The sequence below is a fragment of the Shewanella sp. MTB7 genome (genome assembly GCF_027571385.1).
Lineage (GTDB): Bacteria > Pseudomonadota > Gammaproteobacteria > Enterobacterales > Shewanellaceae > Shewanella.
This window is the reverse complement of record NZ_CP085636.1, coordinates 2,962,016-2,986,233: the sequence shown is the minus strand read 5'-3', so window position 1 is coordinate 2,986,233 and position 24,218 is coordinate 2,962,016. Positions and strand designations below refer to the sequence as shown.

The following is a 24,218-nucleotide window of genomic DNA, read 5'->3' as shown; positions in this document are numbered from 1 at the left end:
TAATGCAAGCCTGGACTAAACAAGAATTCGAACAAAAACTAAAAGAGAAAGGTACGCTTTACCATATACATCACCCTTACCATAAGATGATGCATAACGGCGAATGCAGTGTTGAACAGATCCGTGGCTGGGTGGCCAACCGTTTTTATTATCAAATCAATATTCCCGTAAAAGACGCCGCTATACTTGCTAACTGTCCCGACATTAAAACCCGTCGTATGTGGATCCAAAGGATCATCGACCATGATGGTTCCATTGAAGACAATACTTTAGGGGGCATTGAAGCTTGGCTAACTTTAGGTGAAGCCGTCGGGCTCAGCCGTCAAGATATGCTCGATGAGAAATACATCTTACCCGGCGTCAGGTTTGCAGTAGATGCCTACGTCAACTTCGCCAGACGCGCATCTTGGCAAGAAGCGGCTTGTTCATCTTTAACTGAGATGTTTGCGCCAGAGATCCACCAAAGCCGGTTAAATAGCTGGCCCGAAAATTACCCTTGGATTAAACCAGAAGGGTTAACCTATTTTCAGATGAGACTCTCCCAAGCAAGGCGAGATGTGAACCACGGCTTAGCCATCACATTGGAGCACTTCACCAGCCGAGAACAGCAGGAACATGCCCTCAATATTCTGCAGTTTAAACTCGATATTTTATGGTCAATGTTAGATGCTATGACCTTAGCTTATCAATATGATCGGGCACCTTACTCTCAGCTTGTCGACGCCCCCATCTACCACAAAGGGATATTTTAATGACATCAGCCCCACAAACCCCAAAGATGAATACCCTTTTTCGCTTACAGTTTGAAAAAGCGCAAGGGTGTTTTGTACTGCTTTATCCCGAAGGTATGGTCAAACTCAACGACAGTGCAGCTGAAATATTACAGCACATTGACGGCCTAACTTCTGTCGATGAAATACAGAGTCAATTACAGAAAAAGTTCCCTCAAGCCGATGACATTAGGTGCGATATTGAGGAGTTTCTGGCCGCGGCCCAAGCTAAAAGATGGATAAGCTATGTCTGATAATACACCTGTTGGCCCTCCATTATGGCTATTAGCTGAACTCACCTATGAGTGCCCTCTTCATTGCGCTTATTGTTCAAACCCCACAGATTTGGGCAACAAAGATGATGAGTTAAGCACTGAGGCTTGGCTAGATGTATTGAGCCAAGCAAGGGAATTGGGCTCAGTACAACTTGGTTTTTCAGGTGGGGAGCCATTACTAAGAAAAGATCTGGAAACCTTAGTTAAGCATGGCCGTCAACTGGGCTTTTATACTAATTTGATCACCTCAGGGATCGGCTTAACTGAGAAGCGAATTAAACAATTAAAAGCCGCAGGGTTAGATCATATTCAGATCAGTTTTCAAGCCGCCGATCCTGAACTTAATGATGCGATAGCTGGCAGAGGAAAAGCCTTCGATCAGAAATTAAAAATGGCTGAAATAGTAAAGTCTGAAGGTTACCCTATGGTGCTGAATTTTGTCATCTCCAGACAGAACATCGAACAGATCCCACAGATCCTCGCATTAAGCTGCCAACTTAACGCCGATTATGTTGAACTTGCCACGGCTCAGTATTACGGCTGGGCTTTTGAAAATCGTGATCATCTGCTTCCCACCCAGCAACAGCTTAGACATGCAGAAGCTAGCGTTAATTGTTTTCGCGAGCAGCAGGCAAATACGGGGCCGCAATTTATCTTTGTCACCCCCGATTATTACGAGGAACGCCCAAAAGCTTGCATGAACGGCTGGGCCAGCACATTTCTAACCATCACCCCCGACGGCAGTGCGTTACCTTGCCACAGTGCTAAAATACTGCCCTTGGCTTTTCCAAACGTAACAGAGAAAAAACTCGATGAGATCTGGCACAAGGACTTCTCTTTTAACCATTTCAGAGGGGATAGTTGGATGGCTCAACCCTGTCAGGGCTGTGATGAAAAAGAGAAAGACTTTGGCGGCTGTCGTTGCCAAGCCTTCATGCTCACTGGCGATATGAGCCGAACTGATCCTGTCTGCAGTAAATCAGACGATCACCACTTGATACTTGAAGCCATCGAACAAGCTAAGAATCCAACAACACCACTCAAGCAACGAAAAAGGCTTGCTGATATCGCTTTGCTTAAATTATGAAAAACGGATTTCAACAGCAAGATGATCTGTTCATGCCTAATGTCTCGGTAAACAAATACCGACACACTTCAGGGCTGCTTCACTTTAATATCAAGCCCAATAACGAACCTCTCATTGAAAACGAGCAATACAGTGCGGTATTTTTTATCAAAACCCCCAGTCATGATGACTCTGGGCTTGCTCATGCTGCTGAACATTTAAGCTTTAGGCGCAGCAAAGGTCATCCCCAAGCCAGCACTTTGTTTCAATTAACCTCACTCACCAATGTAAAAATCAATGCGTCGACACTGGACGGCTTTACCTGCTTTCACTGCGTATGCCCTGATAAAACAAGCTTTGAGCTTGTTATAAACTATCTTATTGAGGGCATTTTATCGCCGGTTACTACCGAAGAGGAATTAACCCAGGAAATCTTTGACGGTAACCAGTCTGGTGTTATCTATCGAGAACTGCTTGGTTATCAAGCGAACTCTCACTACCTTGAATATATTCAAATACTTATAGGTGATAATTCACCCCATAAAATCCATTGGTACGGTGGCGTCACTGATTGCTTACACCAACTAACATTGGGGGCTATCACCCACTACCACCAAAGCTATTATCAAGCGAACAATATTCAGTTAATCACCATGACGCCAGACCTCGACGAATTGCAGGTGTTATTGACGCGTTCCATAGCCAATCACAGCTCAGATACCAGTACTGAAAACGATGCACAAAGAGGAAACAATAATACCCCAACGAAAGTCGAAAATAAGACAAGCCAAACTCTTGAGCATATCCCCAACTCTCAACACAGGGTATATACCTGGTGGATTGATGTCGGCTACTACAATCATATCAATGCCATTGCACAGGATTTATCAACGTTAATAACACAAGATGACGGCAAAATGGTGCCAATTTCATGTGATACCAATGCACAACATCAATTTGCCATAAGAGTGATCAGTTGTCAGCAGTGCATAGTACAGATACAAAACCTTATCATTGCTCATCTATCTTCTCACACTGTAAAGTGCAGTATTCCAGATCATTCCAACAGTAAATATCCACAGCAGATCAATCAAATCATTCGACTTTATAACCACTATATTCAGCCGCAAAGCCAGAATGATAATGGCAATTTGCTTGAGCAACTCAGCGCCAAACCATTGATCAGCGACGTTGGCGAAATAGCACCGAACGTAAAGCAGAAGCCCTTGAAAAATGCGCATTTGAAATCGATAGTTTTGCAGCATGAGATCCTGATGATTAAACAGTTATTAGCAAGCCTTAACCGAACGGAACTTACTGCTGATCGCATGGATATTTGGTCACACTTCATCATTATTGAATTTCAGCAGGGCATCAACACCCCCATACTCGCCGATATTGTAAAAGTACAGTATCAACTCGAAGCTATATCACTGGCTAACTTGGTATTGATCAATAACTCAAATTTACAAATCTCACTAAACTCTCTAGCAGAATTGTCTAAAGTCATCACCGAGGATTTGCGCTGTCATCTTCCTAATCTACCTCAGGTTATCCATCAGCTTCACCATCAATTAGAGACGGTTCATAATCCAAAAAGGCAAGTGAATTCAAGTTATAAACTAATGACATCCGATAAGTTAAAAGAAAACGAGCACTCCGCTGCATTTAACGTTAATGTAACAGTGGAGCAGCACGCTTACTGCGAACAGCATTGGATATGTCGGATTTTCATACAAGATGAGAAGCTAGTTACCGCTTGGCTTGCCAGCTATGTGATAGGAGCATCCTCACATTTTTTGCACCCCAGATTATCAGGCGCCTGTTATAGCATCGCCTCGGTTTATTGTGATGATGTTAAAGAGTTGATTTTCTACAGCGTATTCGATACAGATACTGGTTCACGCATGAAAACGCTATCGCACTCATTGAAATTTATCGCTAATGATATCGATTTTTTAAACGACACATTGACGCTCGCCAAACACAAACTGCGTCGGGTTTATCTGGGCAAATATGGGAGATTTGACGCTGAACATCTGATTAAGTTGAGTCAACTAACCCAAGGTATCTACGACCAAATGAAATTTGAGTCATTATTGAGTAACATCTCGAGTAAGACATTAGCGAATTTTCTAAGAAATCTACTTGATGACCACTAAAGAATATCTATTTAATTTATTTAATATGAATCAATCAGTTAAAAGGATATTCACCTCTTAAGCAATAAGCATAAATGTCAGTCAGCAACAGGGCAAAACATGACCAAAATAAAAACAAAATATGCTGTCAGCAGAACACAAGCACCTCGTCTCGCAAGCCAAGAGATTTTTGAACAGTTAGGTCAGCCTCAAACTGGCTTTGTGCTGTTTTATTGTTCTGTCGTCTACCCTCTTGAAGCGCTAGCGAGCGCGATGAACAATCAATTCATTGATGTCGAACTAGCTGGCTGTACTACCGCTGGTGAACTCACCTGCGAGGGTTATGAGCAGCACTCAATTGTTGCAATATGGTTCTCTCCTGACTTCTTTGCGATTAGTGTTGAACTCATCCCTGCCATTGAAACGTTCGATCTGATAAACGCTCAGACAAAAATTAATCAACTGATCGAAAAGTGCAGTGAAAAAGCACTAACGCCTATAAAAAATAATACTTTTTTATTAACCCTCATTGATGGCCTTTCTACCAAAGAGGAGCAATTACTCAGTATTTTAAACTCAGCAGCCAACGGTATTCCCCATTTTGGCGGTTCTGCCGGTGATGACACCAACTTGGCCAACACCCATGTCTACCATCAAGGTGTGTTTCACCAACAGGCCGCGATAACCATCATGGTAAATACTCTCTGTCAATTTAAAGTCTTTAATTGTAATCACATTAAATCTTCAATTGAAAAACTGGTCGTCACACAGGCCGATGCACAAAGCCGCACTGTCTATGAACTCAATTCAGAGCCCGCCGCACTCGTATATGCCCAATTCTTAGGTTTGGGAATCGATGAACTAAACCCAGATGTATTCTCGCTTCACCCATTAGCGGTTAAAATTGGCGGCAACTACTATATTCGCTCAATACAGAAAGTGAACAAAAACGACTTCAGTCTGACCTTTTATTGTGCTGTCGACACTGGCATAGTCCTCAGTGCCGTAGAGATGAGCAATATCATTGAGTCTCTATCTGACAAGTTAATCACACTTGAACAACGATTTGATAAACCGGAACTGGTACTAGCTTGTGATTGTTTTTTAAGGCGGCTCGAAATTGAACAGAAAAATTTAATTGGAAAGATTAAACCTTTGCAGGAACAATACCGAATGTTTGGCTTTAATACCTATGGTGAGCACATCAATGGTATGCACTTAAATCAAACCTTTACCGGAGTGTACATTTCTGGAGAGCTTAATGAATGAGCAAGCATTAATTGAAGAGGTTACACGGCTTCAACTTCAAAACGATAAATTAACAAAAATCAATCAAGTGCTAATGAAACGAGTTGAAGAAGGAGGTGGCAATCAAAATGAACCATACGCCTCCTTTGAGCACTCTGTTCACCTTGCTGAGCAAGTCAAAGAGAAGACTCAAGCGTTAAATGATACCTTGGCGCAACTAGAAAGAAGCAACCGAGCCTTAAAACTGGCTAATGAGCAAGCCAATATTTTCAAACAACGTTTTATCGATGCCATCGAGAGTATCTCTGACGCATTCGTGCTACTCGATAGCGATGGCCGTATTATTCTGCAAAACAGTCATTTCGTCAATTTTTGGCACAAATCAGGTCTACGTATTGAAGAAGGGGTTAACCTTAGTGATTTCAAAGCACTCGCTAAAACCCGCGGCATTATATCTCAAGCATATCCCGGCGACGCTGACAATAGTCCAGTGTATAAGCTTTCTGACAATCGCTGGTTTCAACTGAATGAGCGCCGAACGCGTGAAGGCGGTTGGGTCATGCTCTATACGGATATTACCGCCTTGAAAGTCGCAGAGAGTGAACGTTATGAAAAAGCCATGGCTCAAAAATCTAAGTTGCTGCAAAACCTAGTCGATAACCTATCTCAAGGGGTTATATTGCTCAGTAGCCATGATCAAGTCGAGGTTTGGAATAAACGTTTTGTAGAGATGAGTAAACTCTCGACCCAAATGTTGCGCTCAATGCCCTACTTCTCCAACCTTCAAAATTCTACTGAGCTTGATCTTGAACCTAAATCCAATAATGAAGATGATTACTATGTGCAGAGCCTTTCAAATGGGACAGTTGTTGAAATTAGGGATCACCGTTTAAAAAATGGCAAATTAATCAAAACATTTACCGACATTACCACACGCCACCGCTATGCAGAGTCCCTAAAGAAAAGTGAAAGCTGGTTAAGGCTTATCACTGATAACGTGCCAGCAATGATCGCCTATGTTGGTTCAGATTTAAAATTTCAATTCACCAATCAAGTGTATGTCGATTGGTATGGCTGGGCAAAGGGGGAACTCTACGGACTTGAGCTGGAACAAAGTCGTATTCATGGGGATTTCATTCAGCTGCAACCCTATGTAGATCGTGCCTTAAAAGGTGAGAGTGTCAGTTTTGAAATTGAGGAATTAAGTAGTTCAGGTGAACCAGCCCACTTGCTAAAATCCTACGTCCCTAATCGGGATTCAAGTGGAACTGTGCTCGGCTTCTTCGTTCTGGTGCGTGATATCACATTAAGAAGAAACAACGCGCTAGCATTACAAAAAGCCCACGACCTATTAGACATTAGAGTGAAGGAACGTACCTCTCAACTACAAAACCTTAATGATGTGCTACAAGTCGAAGTTGAAGAGCGCCGACTGGCAGAATTCAACTTAACCGAAGCGATAAGTGAGGCTGAGCTAGCTAACATATCAAAAACTAAATTTCTTGCCGCTGTTAGTCACGACCTACTGCAACCGCTCAATGCAGCTCAATTGTTTACTAGTTCGTTATCAGAGCAGCTTTCAGACACTAGCACATACTCGCTATTAGGCTCTATTTCAAACTCATTGGATGATCTTGAGAACTTGATCAGTACTTTAGTCGATATATCTAAACTCGATGCTGGTGTAGTTAAAGCAGACAAAAGCACATTTAACTTAGGCGAGTTACTCAACAATCTCGCTAATGAATATCAGCAGAATGCCGACCAATTTGGCGTAGAGCTGCACCATATTCCCAGTGATACCATCGTTCATTCCGACAGTGTATTACTCGCTCGAATTCTTCGAAACTTTCTATCCAACGCATTTAGGTACACTGGAAAGGGAAAAGTATTACTCGGCTGCAGACGTCAGGGTGATTCGATTTCGATTCAGGTTTGGGACAATGGTGCCGGCATTGCTAAAGACCAAATTAAAGAGATATTTAAAGAGTTTAAACGACTTAAATCATCCCAGAAAGCCTTTAGTAACGGCTTAGGATTAGGTTTAGCCATCGTCGATAAACTCTCGAAAGTATTAGCACACCCTATTCACGTTAACTCTATTGAGGGCAAAGGCTCAGTATTCTCAGTGTGTGTACCACTGGGTAGGGTAGATAAGATGCAACAAGGCAATGATAACCTCAGCCGCGCCTTGGCCAATACAGATCTGGCTAATCGTAAAGTATGGCTCATTGATAACGACGCCAGTATCTGTCTCGCTATGGCGCAGCTTCTTAAGGGATGGCAGTGTCATATCACTACAGCAACAAGTCTAGATGAATTAGTAAAAAAGGTGAATATAGAAACAGATCAAGCCGATATTTTGATTGTTGATTATCACTTAGATGATGATGTAAACGGACTCGATGTCGCGATTGAGATTAATCAAAGCCGTGATATCACGCTACCAATATTGATGATCACGGCCAATTATAGTGAAGAGCTAAAAGCCAAAGCAAAAAAGAGAGGGATCTTGTTGCTCAATAAACCAGTAAAACCAATGAAGCTAAAAACCTCCATGTTGTACTTACTAAAGTAAGTGAAGGCATTAACTTAACGAGTTAACGTCTTAAATATTGATTAAAGTCAATATCACTGCAACCTACAACTGCTTGTACTCGATTCGACACCCCCAATTTTTTTAAAATAGAGGAGACATGGGACTTCACCGTCGTCTCAGATACATTCAAGTTATAGGCAATCTGCTTATTAGCCTCTCCTTTCGTCATACATTTCAATACCATCAATTGACGACGAGTTAATGATGAGAGCATCTCAGGCAATAATTGGTACTCTTTTTTAGAGTTAGGGCTTGATTGACTTCGAATAATATCGGCTGGCAGGTAAATATTGCCCTCAAACACCGTCGCAATCGCATCTGCAATGGTCTCTTTAGATGAGGACTTTGCAATAAATCCCACTGCACCATAGGCGATAGTTTGTAGGATCACTTGCTTCTTATTTTCTGCCGATACAACAACAACGGGGGTTGTCGGACACTCATTACTTAAATCAAGTAACCCATTGAGCCCTGACATGCCAGGCATATTGAGATCGAGTAAAATAAGATCGATATCATCATTGTTTTTTGCAAACTCTAAAGTAGATGCGATATCTTCAGTTTCATAAGTCGTACTGTTAGGAAATCGACTCCCGAAAATATGCACAATTGCATCTCGAAATAGTGGATGATCATCTGCGATCAAGACCTTGTACATGACACTGCCTCTCTATTATTTGAGCTATATCACAATTTAAACTACTGAGTACTTAATACAATAGCAAAGTTTCATCCATTAGTAGTAGGCAGCGACTTATTTAGTGCCGTATCACCTGTCTACCTTTGGTACTGCGACTGAATGAAAATCATCCATGACTTTTCATTCAGTGACCCCTAGTCACTATTAGAAAGTAAACACTGCTCCGATAGAGATGGTGTTATTTTCCTCCGCAACCAAAGAATTAGTTACATCCGCCTTGGTCTGATTGAATTCGACCACTCCCGTTAAGCCTGGTCGTATTGTTCTAAAATAGGCAATACCGGCATTTGAATGGGTCGCATCTAGAATACTGTTGGTATTTTCAACCTTGGTCTCACCATAAGTAAGCACAAATCGGTTGCTGTTTAATGTATATGCTGCCTGCACTAAGTAACCATCAGATTCTATAGAGTCATCACCCACTAAATGATCTAGGCCAGCAATGTGCCCTAACCCTTTGGATTGAAAACCTGATGCAGTTAGAGCGATACCAGAAAATTTAATGTTGGCGCCATAACCTAGTCCCGATTGATTCTGTTTATCGTCATTAATTTCACTCGATTGAATCGCACCACTGACCCAAGCTTTAAGGCCTACATTATCAACATCCGTGCTGTAAACGAGTTCAGCCTCAAACCTTGGTAACTCTTCTGAAGAGTCTGCAGCCATTTTATTGGGATCCATCAATCCTACCGCTAACTTAAACCCGCTAAGATCAGGTGAGCGATAAGTAATTTGAGGTTTAGGAAATGGGTAGGTATAACCTGTACTGATATTACCAAAGGAAACGTTACCGCCATCAACAAGACCAAAAAAATCCGATGTCTGACCAAAGCCCAGTAACAGCTCATCACCTAAAATATTCGCGCGGTTAAGCAAGCCAAAATCCTTACCCACTAATAACTCACCCCAATCACCACTGACGGTACCGTAAAATTGACGGATATCGATCAAAGAGCCTGTCCCAAGATCTGCAGGTGTAGCATCACGGTGATTATCGGCATCACTAATCGATACCCAAAAAGAGGATCGCATACCTATCTTCATATCAGAGAGTTGGTTAGAGAAATTAAAACCTATGTTGTTGGGTAAAAAACCCGTTCGGACACGAGACTGATCGCGATCTGACTTGGCACCAGCGGCATCAGTCTTCTCTATCGAGCTATTTGCATAAAAAGCATTGACTAGCCCATCTGCACTAAAAGACATGCCATCATTTTCATATATTTCGAGCGCGGCATTCGCATTAAATGCCGTCATGCTGATAGCGACACTAATCAAACTCAACTTAGCTTGTGTATTCATCTTCTCACACCTTTTCCTTCATTATTAGTGCAGCTATCATTAGATAATTTAGTCATGGCTAACATTGGACAATGGCTCGAAATTATTATTATTTAGTAGCAATCGAAAGGCTTAAAGCTAAAGGAGGACAACTTAAAAGGAGGAATGAAACCATAGGAGGAGTACCAAAGGAGCATGCTATAAGTAGCATAAAAATGACCACTTAAGGTCATTATATTCAACACTGTATCTTAGTGCAGTTTAGCCATCACTATTCGGACTCTTTTTTGACATACCCCATGGCGAACCTGAATAACCACCAAGCAAAAAATAGAAAAAATGGTACTGCTAACCCTTCTAAAATCATTTTGTTCAGTGTATAACCATTGGCATTAAACGCATTTAAAATATACTCCAATAATCCCACCAAATAATAGGCCATGGCGGCAACAGACACACCTTCAACCATCTGTTGTAATCTTAACTGGATCTTACCTCGCTGGTTTATTGCATGTAATAGTTGTTGATTTTGTTGCTCAATACTCAAATCGACTCGCGTTCTAAGTAAACTGCTTGCTCTGGCTATACGGCGAGTAAGATCTTCCAATCTTTGATTCAATGCCTGACATGTTCGGATCCCAGGGGTTAGCCTACGGGTCACAAACTCATTGATGCGTTCAAGACCGACAATATCCTGCTCGTTGAGTTGATCTAGCCGTGTACAGACAAGTGCATAATAAGCATTGGTCGCACTAAATCGATAACTAATATCGGCGATTAACTGTTCGGTTTGCCCTGCTAGATGTGATAACCTATCGAGCATATCACTGTCATCATGTTGTGATAAATTGACCATTTGTTGATTTAACTGCACCAATTCCTGTTCCATCTCTGATACTTTTGGCGATAATTCACGTGCTATTGGTAAACTAAGCAGCGCCAACATTTGGTAGGTTTCTATCTCTAATATTCGCTGGATAAGCCTTCCAGCTTGATGACGATTAAGCTGTTCACTGTGTATGAGAGTACGGCTAAAACCATCAGAGTGTAATCTGAACGAAGAGTAAACAAGAGCACGGCCAGCAGCAACACGACTCCCTATCACTTGTTGTCCCTCAAATCCCTGATAGATATCATGTTCAGAAAGTGTCTCTTGAGTAAAAACCAAATTGATGGCGCAAACCAGTTCACCAACTAAATCGTCAAACCAATGTTGGGGAACTCTCTCAATGCTGTAACCATCGAACAGTTGCTTACCCTGTCCTTTACGAATAAAACTATAAGTTGAGAACTCAAGATGTTTCTCCCAGCGCAATTCAAATCCACCGAAATCCTGGAAAAAACAACTGGCCTCCATACAAGGTGGATTAACACTGTATCGGTGACAGAATGAACTAAGATGTTGATACTCTCTTTGACGATCCTCTAGATTAACCCGAATGGCGACATGACTGACAGATGTAGGGTTACTCACTTTAGGAGCTGGCCGACTATGCAGCTCCAGAGAAAGTTGTTGGCGTAATGGGGAAACAGAAATCGATCTTTGACCGATCAATACTGGTGACTCACCAAGCATTAACTTATCAAACTTGGTGTCTGACTTTTCCTTAACTTGCTCCACATCACCCTCCAATTTCCTATTCAACGGTTCCATGCATTGAATTGCCTTTGGCTAGTGTATCCACACTTAAACTCAGCTTCTTTCCTTCTTTAGTTAGACTCTTCTCATTCTTTACGACAGGCAATAGAGGATAGGAGATAGAATTAACAACAGACTAAGCGGTGAAAGTAACACTGAGATAAAACAAGGATGAGAGTATACGAATTAAAAAATAGATTAAAACCGCACAAACTGACGTTGTGCGGTTTTTAGATAGGGTTATAACTAGCCAATTAAGCTTGGAAATAGTCCTTTAAAGCCTGCTGCGATCACTTCGATACCAATCGAAAGCATCAACAAACCCATTAAACGTGTGATAACGTTAATACCAGTTTTACCTAGCAGTTTAAAGATCACCGGCGCCATTCTAAACAAGATGAAACTGACTATGCCAAATAGGATAACGGTGATAGACATGCCGATATGGTTAATCAAGGTATTGTTTTCAGCAGCAGAGACAATCACAGAACTAATCGCGCCAGGGCCTGCCATCAAGGGGAGCGCTAATGGCACGACAGCAACAGACTCCATACCAGAGGCTTCTCTGTCTTCTTCTTGGTTGCGTTTAACCTCACCTAACTTACCTTGAAGCATCGACATGGCAATTATCGCGATCAAAGAACCGCCGGCAATACGAAAGGCGGATAACGAGATACTAAACATATTCAAAATATGTTGCCCTGCAAATATCGTCACAAGCAAGATCACAACGACAGCAAAGTTAGCCACTTTCCCTGTTTGATTTCGCTCAGATACCGTCTGATGGCTCGTTAAACTGACAAAAACTGGCAGCAATCCAATCGGATTTATAATGGCCACTAACCCCAGAAAAAATTTAACATACAGTGTTAAATCCAAGTCCTTATCCTCGAAAAAATACTAAAAAGCAGAGGCTGTGATTTAATCGCTTGCCTACCACTACAATGGTGCTACTTTACCCTATGATTGCTCATGGTAAAAACAAGATTTTTTACTCTATTTCACAGTTTCGAATAATATATTTGTCTATCCCCAAACCGCTTCAGCACCTTAAAGTAAATTGAACACAAAACACGCTACCGATTACTTGTTCAATATGCAAACAAGTCATTAAATTCGTTATTTAATTACATATACAATCCGTGTTGTGAGAAAGATCACGGTTAATAGGGTCATTTGAGTGTAATTTTTCTTCATGGAGAATATTTAGCCAAATAGGGTTTGCCTAAATTTTTTTCAAGGAACTCACTATGACTGTGACAAATCAACAAGAATTAAATCTTCTTGTACAGCGCGTCGCTGATGCTCAGGCAGAGTATGCCAACTTCAGTCAAGAACAGGTTGATAAGATTTTCAGAGCCGCGGCATTAGCTGCTGCTGATGCACGAATTTCATTAGCTAAGATGGCCGCCAATGAAACTGGAATGGGCGTTATTGAAGATAAAGTGATCAAAAACCACTTCGCCTCTGAATATATTTACAACAAGTATAAAGATGAAAAAACCTGTGGGATCTTAAGTGAAGATCACACCTTCGGTACGATCACTATTGCAGAACCTGTAGGCTTAATTTGCGGTATTGTCCCCACCACCAATCCAACTTCTACCGCCATATTTAAGGCGCTAATCAGCCTTAAAACCCGTAATGGCATTATCTTCTCACCACACCCTAGAGCGAAAGAGTCGACAACAACTGCCGCCAGAATTGTGCTAAACGCAGCGGTTGAAGCCGGCGCTCCTAAAGACATCATAGGTTGGATAGACCAGCCAAGTGTTGCACTCTCAAACTTACTAATGACCCATGAGAAAATAAACCTGATTTTGGCTACTGGTGGCCCAGGTATGGTTAAAGCGGCCTACTCTTCCGGTAAACCCGCGATCGGTGTGGGTGCAGGAAATACACCGATAGTTATCGATGAAACCGCCGATATTAAACGTGCTGTCAGCTCTATTTTAATGTCAAAAACCTTCGATAATGGCGTTGTTTGTGCCTCTGAGCAAGCCGTTGTGGTGGTTGATGAGATCTATGACATAGTCAAAGAGCGCTTTGCCAGCCACGGTGGATATATCTTAAACAAAGATGAAACCGCAGCTATGCAAGACGTTATTTTGAAAAATGGCGGGTTAAATGCTGATATTGTAGGACAAAGTGCAGTCACCATTGCGGCTATGGCCGGTATCACCGTACCCAAATGGACCAAGGTGTTAATTGGTGAGGTACAAGAGATTTCAGATGCCGAAGCCTTTGCCCATGAAAAACTTTCTCCACTGTTAGCCATGTACCGTGCCAATGACTTTGAGGATGCCCTTGATAAAGCTGAAGCCTTAGTCACTCTAGGTGGTATCGGCCACACATCAGGTTTATACACAGATCAAGATACTCAAACGGAACGTGTAATGGCCTTTGGTTTTCGTATGAAAACAGCGCGTATTCTTATCAATACTCCAGCCTCTCAAGGCGGTATTGGCGATCTGTACAATTTCAAGTTAGCCCCTTCACTGACCTTAGGTTGTGGCTCATGGGGAGGAAACTCCATCTCTGAAAATGTTGGGCCAAGTCACCTTATCAATAAGAAAATGGTCGCCAAGAGGGCTGAAAACATGTTGTGGCACAAGCTTCCTTCATCTATCTATTTCCGTCGTGGCAGCTTGCCTATTGCACTCGAGGAGCTCAGTGATAAAAAACGGGCGCTTATCGTAACGGATAAATATCTGTTCAATAACGGTTATTGTGACGAAACATTAAAAATCCTTAAGGCTCAGGGATTAGAGACTGAAGTATTCTATGAAGTCGAAGCGGATCCAACACTAGCGATAGTGCAGCAAGGGGTTAAAGTTGCTCACAGCTTCCAGCCTGATGTGATCATCGCCCTTGGCGGCGGCTCACCGATGGATGCAGCTAAAATTATATGGGTACTGTATGAGCATCCAGATGTTGATTTTGCTGACTTAGCACTGCGCTTTATGGATATTCGTAAACGGATCTACAAGTTTCCAAAACTCGGCGTAAAAGCACTGATGGTAGCCATTCCAACCACATCTGGTACAGGCTCTGAAGTAACGCCATTTGCCGTGGTAACTGATGAAAAAACGGGTAAGAAATATCCGATCGCTGATTATCAACTCACACCTAACATTGCCATTGTCGATCCTAACTTTGTCATGAATATGCCCAAATCACTCACCGCTTTCGGTGGTATCGATGCTGTAACTCATGCCTTAGAAGCCTATGTTAGCGTAATGGCCAATGAATTCAGTGATGGTCAGGCACTTCAAGCTCTAGATCTGCTGTTTAAGCACCTGCCTGATTCATATAATTTAGGTGCTGCTGCTCCCGTCGCAAGAGAGAAAGTCCACAATGGCGCGACTATCGCTGGTATCGCCTTCGCAAACGCCTTTTTAGGTGTTTGCCACTCTATGGCCCACAAACTCGGCGCTGAGTTTCATCTAGCCCATGGCCTAGCAAATGCCCTGCTTATCAACAATGTCATCCGTTTTAATGCGACAGACATGCCAACTAAGCAGGCTGCATTTAGCCAATATGATCGTCCTAAAGCACTTTGCCGTTACGCCAAAATTGCTGAACATTTAAACTTAGCTGGAAATACAGATGAAGAGAAAGTCGAAGCACTACTCGAAGCAATTGATCAACTCAAGACGACGATTGGCATTCCGGCTTCAATCCAAGAAGCTGGAGTCAACGAAGCCGACTTCCTCGCTAAACTTGACGAATTAGCCGAAGATGCGTTTGACGATCAATGTACTGGAGCGAACCCAAGATACCCGCTGATTGCCGAGCTAAAACAGGTACTGCTGGATAGTTTTTACGGCAATAAATACAGCGACAAGTAACTCTATTTATTTGATTTATTAACATAAACTGTCGAACTGAATTCTGTTCGGCAGTTTATGTTTTAGCTTGTTTGAAAATAGGCTCTTATAACGAATCAAAAGTGGACAAACTTCCTTGGTTAAAATGCTGAAAAATCGCAGTAACTTCGGTGATCCTTCGGTTAAAGCTTCTCTTCGATGCCCGTTCAAACTCGGTATGATCCCCATCCCCATAAGGTCCAAAACCATCAAGGGTGGGTAAACCTGCGCCAGAGGTTATATTGGCATCACTAACTCCACCTCTTTGCTCTGTCTTCAATGGGTAGCCAATTATTTTTCCTATCAGATCAATGAATTGTTCTTGTTCGGGTGAAGGCGTCATGACATCACGTTGCAAACCACCACTTAACTTACCAGTAACCCCTTCTACACCATGTTGTTCAATCGCAGAGGAGATAGCGCTTAATACGCGTTGCTGCTCACTTACTTGGGTAAATCTAGCTTCAACCATTAATGTTGCATTTGGGGAGATGGTATTGGTGCTCGTTCCTCCGTTTATTATCCCTACATTGACTGTGGTGCCTTCATCAATATTACTTTGCTCAGTCAATAAAATGAGTAGTTTTGCTGCAGCCAGATTAGCATCTCTTCCTTGAAGGTAATTATTGCCAGCATGAGCTGCGACACCTTGAAGTTCAATGCAATATGTCGCAACACCTTTACGTCCATTAACCACTTCGTGATCTGGACCTGCAGATTCGAAATCTAAACACGCTTGATAATTTTTAGCTAGCTGACGAGTAATATGTTTACTGTCATCACTTCCAGTCTCTTCATCACTGACCATGAAGAAGTCAATATTACAGATTTTACCCGACTTTTTCATTATGTTACGCAGTGCACTTAGCGCAACAAAATTGCCGCCTTTCATATCGCAGGTTCCCGGTCCATAGACCCAATGTTCATCTTCACTAAACCCTTCAAACACTCCCGGTGGAAACACAGTATCCAAATGTCCTATTAGGAGTAGTCTAGGTTGATCTTTTACTGTTGGGCTACAAAACAACAGATGATTCCCTATCTCCTTGCGTTCAAAAACTTCAGATTGAAATCCAAGCATCATCATCCAGTTAGACATCTTTTCGCCGAGACGATCAACACCCTCCTTATTCATAGTCCAGGAGTTTATTTCCACAAGCTCTTTTAAATCAGTGAAATCAATACAACTCATTACTTGATCCCTCGTGCAGCTTTTAATAAAAAGCTGTCATCGTTAATTAAAATCTACAACTTAGCTCACAGTTCATATCAGCGTACTTATATATATATACATATACACATACATATACATCGATAGGATATGAATCATATTACTATCGCGTTGGTTTTATTAACAATAGCTGAATGACAATTTTTTGATCTATACGTAATTTAAGGAGTTATCTATGTCAAAACATCGGATTGGTTTGTGGATGTATGAAAACAGTGGTGGGCAAGAAATTGAGCGCAAAATTGTTGCGCAGTTACAAGAAAGAGAGATTGAAGCCGTTGGCGGGCTAAACCTAGCCCATGCCTTTGCCTACGACGGTAATATTTTCTGTAATGGACATAGCTTAGATGAGCTAGATCTGTTTTTTTCCTATAACGCAGGACAACAATCACCGTTTCAGGTCTACCTGTATCAAACACTTAACACCATGATGCCGATGATCAATAACTATGACTCATTCGCTCTGACGGAAGATAAATTCCGCACGGCACACCGACTCAAAAAGAATAACATTCCGACTACAGATTATATTGTTTGCTGTAAACATAATATTGAGCAACTCAAAGAGCATATGCGTTTTTGGCAAGGAAAAGCCATTTGTAAACCTGTTGACGGCTGGGGGGGGAAAGGCATTATTAAGTTAGAAAACGAACGAGACCTTGATCTGCTAGCACCCTATATTACTCAGCACCATGCACCACAATTTTACTTAGAACGGGTGATCAAAAATGATTTTACCGATTATCGTGTAGACATAGTAGATAACAAATTTGTCGCCTGTTATGGCCGAAAGGCTGCACCTGGAAGTTGGAAAACCAACGTATGCAGTGGTGGCAGCGTAATAATGCGTGAGCCCGTACCTGAGGTGATTGAACTGGCATTAAAAGCCGCGAAAGTGACTGGATTAGAAGTTGCGGGAGTCGATATCATCTATGACATGGAATACCAGCAATACGTGGTCATTGAAGTCAATGGCATTCCTGCTTTTGCCACTCCAGAACAGGAACAACTCGGTCTAAACTTTAATGACACTAAGGTTAAATATTTAGTTGAACTCATTGATAGAACCGTCAACAAAGGCAAGCAACCAAACGCCATATCTTCGGATATTGCGCCCTCCTTGCATGATCCTATGATGACTCCATCTCTCCACATTGAGGTTCCAACGGTATGACGTCCCTAAATGTACCTAGGCCTAAAATTGGCCTGCTGTATCTTGATCACGTGCTACGTTTTTTCAATTGTTCTAACTTTAAAGGATGGCCAGACAAAATTGAACAAGTTGTGTATCACTGGGGTAATGATAAACGGCGATTTATCAATGAAGTAAAACGTAAAAATATTGAAGTATTAATTGGTAATATTCCAGCAACTGCATACGAAACATTCCGTGATATAGCCCGTGAACTGCCCAATGTTAGATTTATTCCCTCCCTTGATACTCAGTTCAGTAATAAATCCAAAGAAAACGTCACACACTTCTGTGAAAAGTACCAACTCCCCGTTCCCTTAACTAAGATTTTTTATCAAGTAGATGAAACGTTGGAATACCTTACACATACCGATTATCCAAAAATTGTAAAACGTTCTTATGGCCCATCTAACTATGGTGGTTACTTCGTCCATAAAGTGGACACTGTCGAAGAAGCATTACGACTATTTTCTGAAAAACGTTATTACCCCGCTTATATTCAAGATTTTGTGCCAATGAAAGCAGATATTCGAGTCATGTTAGTCGGACATCAACCCATTTGCGCATTCTGGCGTCGTCCTCCGGCAGGTGGATGGCTGACCAATACCAGCCAGGGCGGTAGCATGGACTATCAAGATATCCCTGAAAAAGTCCTTGAAATAGCGGTAAAGGCATCCAAAGCTGCTAATGCTGAATACTGGGCTTGTGATATTGCTGTAAGTTTAGAGGATGAATATACCATTTTAGAGTGTGCTACTGCTTTTGCAGCTTTTCCCTATATTCGTGACTGGATTGGTCAGTATTTGATGTGGTCATTAGCCCCTAAAAAGTTCACTAAGCCTTACATTGTTCATAAAAACTGGCAAGAGCTAGGTAAAATTGACTCGTCATTATTGCGAACCATGCGCCATATTACCTTTGGTCAGCCAGATCTCTCGACCGATACCGGTGAATATGCCCCAACCGATGAACGTTACCAACTCTTACAAACACACAATCAAACCACAGAGGAGTGGCCAAGCGCAGCATGGAACTTTCAGGACATGCACAAGCGTTTAGTTATTCAATCTCATCAACCAAGTGGTGCATTAGCACAGCTAAATGTAGATGCTGCATTGGACTGCACTATTGAAGAACTGGACAGTGGTATTGAAGAACATAGTGTTGTTGATGTTTCCAAGCAACAGGCCTGCTTACTCAGCAATAACAAAGATAGCCCCACTTCAAAAAATATTAATTCTTCGATGACACATGAACAATTAGTTAATTTTTTCATGGGTGTAAAAGGGATTGGCCAATCTCTCGCTAACGAGATTGTTGACACTTTAAGTGTAGAAGGCACGCTGCACGCTCTAAACAATGCTCCACATCTACTAACAAGGTTTCGAAATTTTAAACAGAAAAAACTTGAAATAACCCTTGCCGACTGGCATGCAAATGTTGAGGTTTAAAGATGAAAAAACGATATCTTTCTTACCAAGATACTATTGACTTCTTAACAGAAGCGATGGCGAAATACCCTGATTTAATCCGGTTACAGAGCATAGGTGACACCCATGAAGGGCGACCTATTATGATGGCAACCATATCGCAAGATGTAGCCTATGCCGATCTCAAACCCGCCTTATTATATACGGGTACGGTACATGCCAGAGAATGGATTGGAATCGAATTAGCGGTTAATTTTATTCAATATTTATTGGACAACTACCCAAGCAATCCCGAAGTTGTTGAAGCTCTGACTCGCAATGCCCTGTATATAGTACCTTGTCTGAATCCTGATGGTTTCGAGTATTCCCGTAATCACTTCTCATTTTGGCGTAAAAATCGGCGTGATAATGGTGATGGAACCTTTGGGGTCGACTTAAATCGTAATTTCGGGATTAACTTCCTTCCATCGACCAACACCCAATCAAATATTTACGGGGGTCCAGCAGCCTTTTCTGAACCAGAAACCCAAGCAATTAAGCAATTTGTTGAGCAACATAACAATATAACCGTCGCGCTTGATTACCACTCTCAGGGCAATGTTTTTTTCCCTGCCCATAAGTTTAATCATGAATCTGAAATCGAAGGCACAGATCTCAATATTATGTGCGCTAATATGGCAAAAGAGATACATAAAGTCACTCGCCGCCAGTATGGTATTCACCGAGGAAAACCACCGGCAAACTTGATCAACGGTAGCGGCCGCGAGTACTATTACGACCGAGGAATATTATCTGCAGTTGTCGAGGTAGGTAGCCGAAATATCCCTGATTATTTAGTCAATATGTCACAAAGTGTTGATGAAAATATTCCAGCATTGTTGTACGCACTTAGCTGTGCGATAAACTATTCGAATTTAGCACCTAAGCGACCTGAAAACTTTACTGTACGAGACATATCAGCTAACCAGGTCGAGCTAGTTTGGGATCATCCCCCTGAAGATGATGGCTGTTATTATCAGGTTTATCGTAGTGAAGCCCCCAAAAATCCCTGTACCCGTGACAACCTTATTGCCATTACATCACAAAGCGAATATGCCGATAAGCAAATTAAGTCGGGACATAGATACTATTACAACTTACGTAAAGTTAACCGAGTTAACCGAGTAACCTCGCCATTTGCACCTGAAGTCATCATAAAAACAAACCTTGAAAAAGATGAGTTTTCATTCACACTATTTCCAACTCCCGAGAAAATCGGCTATATCGGTGAGTACCTTACCTCACAAAATGCTGAGCACTTTGGTCTTAACTCTTTATTTATCGGGGTAAATAAAACCAAAGGGATCTGCTACGGTGTTATTGACTATGATATGAGCCGGATCCCTAGCGATGCGATAATCAAAGATGCCATATTTTCTTTATACCCGATGAATCGAGTGGGTGCAAAAATTGAAAACTATGGTGAATGGTCAGTATCCATTCTCAATCCAGATGATATATCAGATATCACTGATTTTGAACAAATCCATAATGCAGTGGCGTTAAAAACATTGGGCGATGCTATCGATTCAGATCAACTCACCCAAGGGATCTGGAAAAATTGGCGTTTCAGTGTTCTGGAAAAACAGCTCATTCAAGAGCAGCTAGAAAAAGGGCGGTTATTATTACGCATCCAAGGTCCAGATTGTCTCCCCCAAGGTAACGACTCTCAAATGATGCAATTTGATATCGGCTATGGTCGTTTTGGCGGTGGTATTCATTATCGACCCAACCTAGATCTTATCTATCATCGCCAACCTACTGCGTTAACCTGTCACGCCACTATGTGCCACACTGTTAGCCCTATAGAGCTTACTCAAGGAGAGTTACAAAGTGGCTTTGATGCCAATGGTGAGCGAATATATGGTCATGTAGAATTCATGCTGCCTCAACTCTCCGCGCATACTGATATAGTGATAACTGATGCATATTTTGTATTAGAGAGCGAAACTACCAATGGTATCTCACAACCTATGCGATTTACCGTTGCAATGATTGATAATGATGAACTGAATTACAACACCATAAAGTGCACTGAATTAATCGAGTACTTAGGCTATGAAGTCAGTAGTCTCGACTTGGTTAAAACACCAAGGCAAACTTTTATGTTTGATAGCTCGGCTCGTCAACATTTAGAAGATCTGCATGATTCAGACAAACCGATCAATTTAATTATTAGAGCAACCTCTGCCTCGCGTCAACAAGATGCTACAGTGCAATGGAAAACACTCGCAGCTGATGGCACTGTTTACCCACAACTGGTAATTGAATATATTGAACGACGCAAGCATCAGCTGGATCCCCCTGAAAACTTCCAGGCCAAATTAGAGGATGGTTTAGTTAAGTTAGCTTGGGATAACCCTGATAGTGAAGACTGTATAGGAACTTATGTGGTGCGAAATAGCTTCCATCCACCACGTTCTCCCTTCGATGGAGTCAAGTTGTATGCGGGTAAAGATGGCTATACGTTAGATCGTTTTGGTAATGCTAATATCCCTAAGTACTATTCTATATTTAGCTACGATAACGTACCTAACTATTCCGAACCCGCCACCTTGAAATTCAGTACAGATAACGTTACTCCGATTATTTATGATGAATTTGAAGCACAAGACGAGGACGAACAACGCTATCGAGAAGGTGATTAATACGCCTTAATCTTAGTGTTATAAAAATAACAGACACCGATTATGCTAACCAAAAAAACCACGCTCTTGGCGTGGTTCTTTTAAATTACACAATTCCTAACTAAACATACTCCAGTTAAACTGACAATCAGTTAACTTCTGTTGAACTCTTAGGAATTACTTGCTTTTCATTAGCCCAGATCCCTCCTTGTAAATTTTTGATTTCAGGGAATTTACTGCTATCAAATGTCGGGGGAATACCTAACTTAAGTTGACGTTCATAATCGTGAATCACCGCGTAAGCCACTTTAGACAACATGACAATAGCTGCAATATTAACCAACGCCATCAACCCCATAGAGACATCAGCAAAGTTCCACACTAAACTAAGAGACGCCACAGAGCCCGCCATGACGATAGCCAATACTAGCCCACGGAATACCCATAGCACCTTCTTGCTTTTCGTTAAGAACATCACATTGGTTTCAGCATAACCATAATTAGCAATAATAGAGGAGAAACAGAACAAAATAATCGCAAATGCGAGGAAGTAGGCAGACCATCCCCCAAGCTGGCTTGTTAAGGCTAACTGCAGTAAACCAATACCTTGTTGTCCATCAGAATTATTCAGTACACCTGAAAGTAAAATAATTGCAGCAGAAGCGGTACAGATCACAATGGTATCAACAAAAACACCGATCATCTGCACAAAGCCTTGAGATGCGGGGTGATTTGGATTTGGTGTCGCCGATGCTGCAATATTAGCAGCACTACCCATACCCGCCTCATTTGAAAACAATCCACGCGCAATACCGGCCATCATGGCGCCCATCGCACCACCAGCGGCCTCTTCCCAACCCATTGCACTCTTAACAATTAACAATAGTGCTGCTGGCACTTGTTCTATGTTCATCACAAGTACAAGCATAGCGAGACCTAAGTATGCAATCGCCATTATAGGAACAATGATCTCAGATGCCCTAGCGACTTTCTTTAGTCCACCACAAATAATGTAGGCAGAAGCAAGTACAATCACGATACCTATGATCGTTTTATCAAAACCAAACGCATTATTTAATGCATCAGTCATGGTATTGGCTTGTACTGAATTAAAGGCAAAGCCAAATGCAATGATGAGCAATATTGAGAATATCGTGCCCATCCAACGTTTACCTAAACCAAGCTCCATATAATAAGCGGGCCCACCTCGATACTGACCTTCACTGTCCTTAACCTTATAAACTTGCGCTAAGGTTGACTCGACAAAAGCAGTAGCCATACCTAGCATAGCGATAAGCCACATCCAAAAAATAGCTCCTGCGCCTCCAACAGTAATTGCGACCGCAACCCCCGCCATGTTTCCGGTTCCGACTCGTGCAGCCATTGAAGTACAAAATACCTGAAATGAGGAGATCCCTTCAGTTTTATCTCGTCCTTGAATAACCAGTTTTACTCCATGTCCGAACAACCGAAACTGGATAAAACCTAAACGTAGGGTAAATAAGACTCCCGCTGCTACCAGCACATAGATGAGTATACTGCCCCAAAGCAGACCATTAATGGCATTGATCATCGATTCTATCGACATTATTAAATTTTCATACATAATCTGATTGTATCCCTATGACAAACACGAACTAATTATTTTTATCTAATCGCATTCGACTAACTTATTTTGCCTTCCAATTTTGTTCAAAGAATACTCGATGTGCCAAAATTGAATACCGTTAAAATACACTGCATGTCTAGATCACGCTTAACCATTCACACAACACTTAAGTCACAGAGTTATCAAAACAAAGTCAAGCCATCTAATTGATTAATCAGGATTTATGCTATAACAATTTACTTTTCTGCGGTAGTCGTTTTTTAACGAAAGCAAGGTGATTTATTGATATTGATCACACTTCATCACCTTTATAAATGGCTTTTGACGGTCGCTCTGCCGAACTGCAGCCTCTCTTTTAAGGTTAATGACCGTAAATCGCGGAGAATTAAGGGAGGAGATGATAAAATTTAGATACATACAGTAAGCAGTTTGTTGTGATGGCTGCGGATACCTTCTAAGTGACCAAAAATAAAAAAGAGCTATGTCCTTTAGACATAGC

The 24,218-nt window shown here is 41.7% G+C and carries 16 protein-coding genes; 10 read left to right on the top strand and 6 right to left on the bottom strand.

What is annotated here, in order from left to right; genetic code table 11:
- Window positions 1-2: 2 nt before the first annotated feature.
- The 6 genes from pqqC to HWQ47_RS12695 all read left to right on the top strand — a co-directional run bounded on the left by pqqC (window position 3) and on the right by HWQ47_RS12695 (window position 8,078).
- A complete protein-coding gene (gene pqqC / locus HWQ47_RS12720; RefSeq protein ID WP_269971480.1) occupies window positions 3-752 on the top strand; it encodes a pyrroloquinoline-quinone synthase PqqC in 750 nt (249 codons plus the stop codon).
- Window positions 752-1,024: a pyrroloquinoline quinone biosynthesis peptide chaperone PqqD gene (gene pqqD, locus HWQ47_RS12715; RefSeq protein WP_269971479.1), complete on the top strand. Its 273-nt coding sequence runs from the start codon at window positions 752-754 to the stop codon at window positions 1,022-1,024. Before pqqC ends, pqqD begins: the two co-directional genes overlap by 1 nt.
- Entirely contained in the window at window positions 1,017-2,132 is a 1,116-nt protein-coding gene (gene pqqE, locus HWQ47_RS12710; protein ID WP_269971478.1) for a pyrroloquinoline quinone biosynthesis protein PqqE, read from the top strand. Before pqqD ends, pqqE begins: the two co-directional genes overlap by 8 nt.
- On the top strand, window positions 2,129-4,273 hold the full coding sequence (locus HWQ47_RS12705; protein ID WP_269971477.1) for an insulinase family protein: 2,145 nt from the start codon (window positions 2,129-2,131) through the stop codon (window positions 4,271-4,273). The genes pqqE and HWQ47_RS12705 overlap by 4 nt, the downstream gene beginning before the upstream one ends.
- Before the next feature lie 99 nt (window positions 4,274-4,372).
- A complete protein-coding gene (gene nosP, locus HWQ47_RS12700; protein ID WP_269971476.1) occupies window positions 4,373-5,521 on the top strand; it encodes a nitric oxide-sensing protein NosP in 1,149 nt (382 codons plus the stop codon).
- Complete coding sequence (locus HWQ47_RS12695) at window positions 5,514-8,078, top strand: PAS domain-containing hybrid sensor histidine kinase/response regulator (RefSeq protein ID WP_269971475.1); 2,565 nt, start codon at window positions 5,514-5,516, stop codon at window positions 8,076-8,078. Before nosP ends, HWQ47_RS12695 begins: the two co-directional genes overlap by 8 nt.
- Window positions 8,079-8,100: 22 nt before the next feature.
- On the opposite strand, the gene HWQ47_RS12690 is transcribed toward HWQ47_RS12695, so the two are convergent.
- From HWQ47_RS12690 to HWQ47_RS12675, 4 genes are all read right to left on the bottom strand, one after another.
- A complete protein-coding gene (locus tag HWQ47_RS12690; RefSeq protein WP_269971474.1) occupies window positions 8,101-8,757 on the bottom strand; it encodes a response regulator transcription factor in 657 nt (218 codons plus the stop codon).
- 186 nt (window positions 8,758-8,943) lie between these two features.
- Window positions 8,944-10,104 carry a porin gene (locus tag HWQ47_RS12685; RefSeq protein ID WP_269971473.1) on the bottom strand — a complete coding sequence of 387 codons (1,161 nt, stop codon included), beginning with the start codon at window positions 10,102-10,104 and terminating at the stop codon, window positions 8,944-8,946.
- Window positions 10,105-10,354: 250 nt separating this feature from the next.
- A complete protein-coding gene (locus HWQ47_RS12680; RefSeq protein ID WP_269971472.1) occupies window positions 10,355-11,704 on the bottom strand; it encodes a DUF3422 family protein in 1,350 nt (449 codons plus the stop codon).
- 264 nt (window positions 11,705-11,968) lie between these two features.
- The gene (locus tag HWQ47_RS12675) at window positions 11,969-12,601 is read right to left on the bottom strand and encodes a YchE family NAAT transporter (RefSeq protein ID WP_269971471.1); all 633 of its coding nucleotides are present in this window, start codon (window positions 12,599-12,601) and stop codon (window positions 11,969-11,971) included.
- A gap of 371 nt (window positions 12,602-12,972) precedes the next feature.
- Between HWQ47_RS12675 and adhE the strand changes: the two genes are divergently transcribed.
- On the top strand, window positions 12,973-15,573 hold the full coding sequence (adhE, locus tag HWQ47_RS12670; RefSeq protein ID WP_269971470.1) for a bifunctional acetaldehyde-CoA/alcohol dehydrogenase: 2,601 nt from the start codon (window positions 12,973-12,975) through the stop codon (window positions 15,571-15,573).
- Window positions 15,574-15,658: 85 nt separating this feature from the next.
- Here adhE and HWQ47_RS12665 read toward each other — a convergent pair whose 3' ends face one another.
- Window positions 15,659-16,783 carry a M20 family metallopeptidase gene (locus HWQ47_RS12665; RefSeq protein WP_269971469.1) on the bottom strand — a complete coding sequence of 375 codons (1,125 nt, stop codon included), beginning with the start codon at window positions 16,781-16,783 and terminating at the stop codon, window positions 15,659-15,661.
- Between the two features lie 214 nt (window positions 16,784-16,997).
- Between HWQ47_RS12665 and HWQ47_RS12660 the strand changes: the two genes are divergently transcribed.
- Genes HWQ47_RS12660 through HWQ47_RS12650 form a run of 3 tightly spaced genes read left to right on the top strand, consistent with a single transcriptional unit; the run spans window position 16,998 to window position 22,131 of the window.
- Complete coding sequence (locus tag HWQ47_RS12660; RefSeq protein WP_269971468.1) at window positions 16,998-17,996, top strand: ATP-grasp domain-containing protein; 999 nt, start codon at window positions 16,998-17,000, stop codon at window positions 17,994-17,996.
- Window positions 17,993-19,465, top strand: coding sequence for an ATP-grasp domain-containing protein (locus tag HWQ47_RS12655; protein ID WP_269971467.1), 1,473 nt, complete (start codon window positions 17,993-17,995; stop codon window positions 19,463-19,465). The genes HWQ47_RS12660 and HWQ47_RS12655 overlap by 4 nt, the downstream gene beginning before the upstream one ends.
- Before the next feature lie 2 nt (window positions 19,466-19,467).
- Window positions 19,468-22,131, top strand: a complete 2,664-nt coding sequence (locus HWQ47_RS12650; RefSeq protein ID WP_269971466.1) for a M14 family zinc carboxypeptidase — start codon at window positions 19,468-19,470, stop codon at window positions 22,129-22,131.
- A gap of 127 nt (window positions 22,132-22,258) precedes the next feature.
- Here HWQ47_RS12650 and HWQ47_RS12645 read toward each other — a convergent pair whose 3' ends face one another.
- Window positions 22,259-23,716: an alanine/glycine:cation symporter family protein gene (locus HWQ47_RS12645; protein ID WP_269971465.1), complete on the bottom strand. Its 1,458-nt coding sequence runs from the start codon at window positions 23,714-23,716 to the stop codon at window positions 22,259-22,261.
- Between the last annotated feature and the right edge of the window lie 502 nt (window positions 23,717-24,218).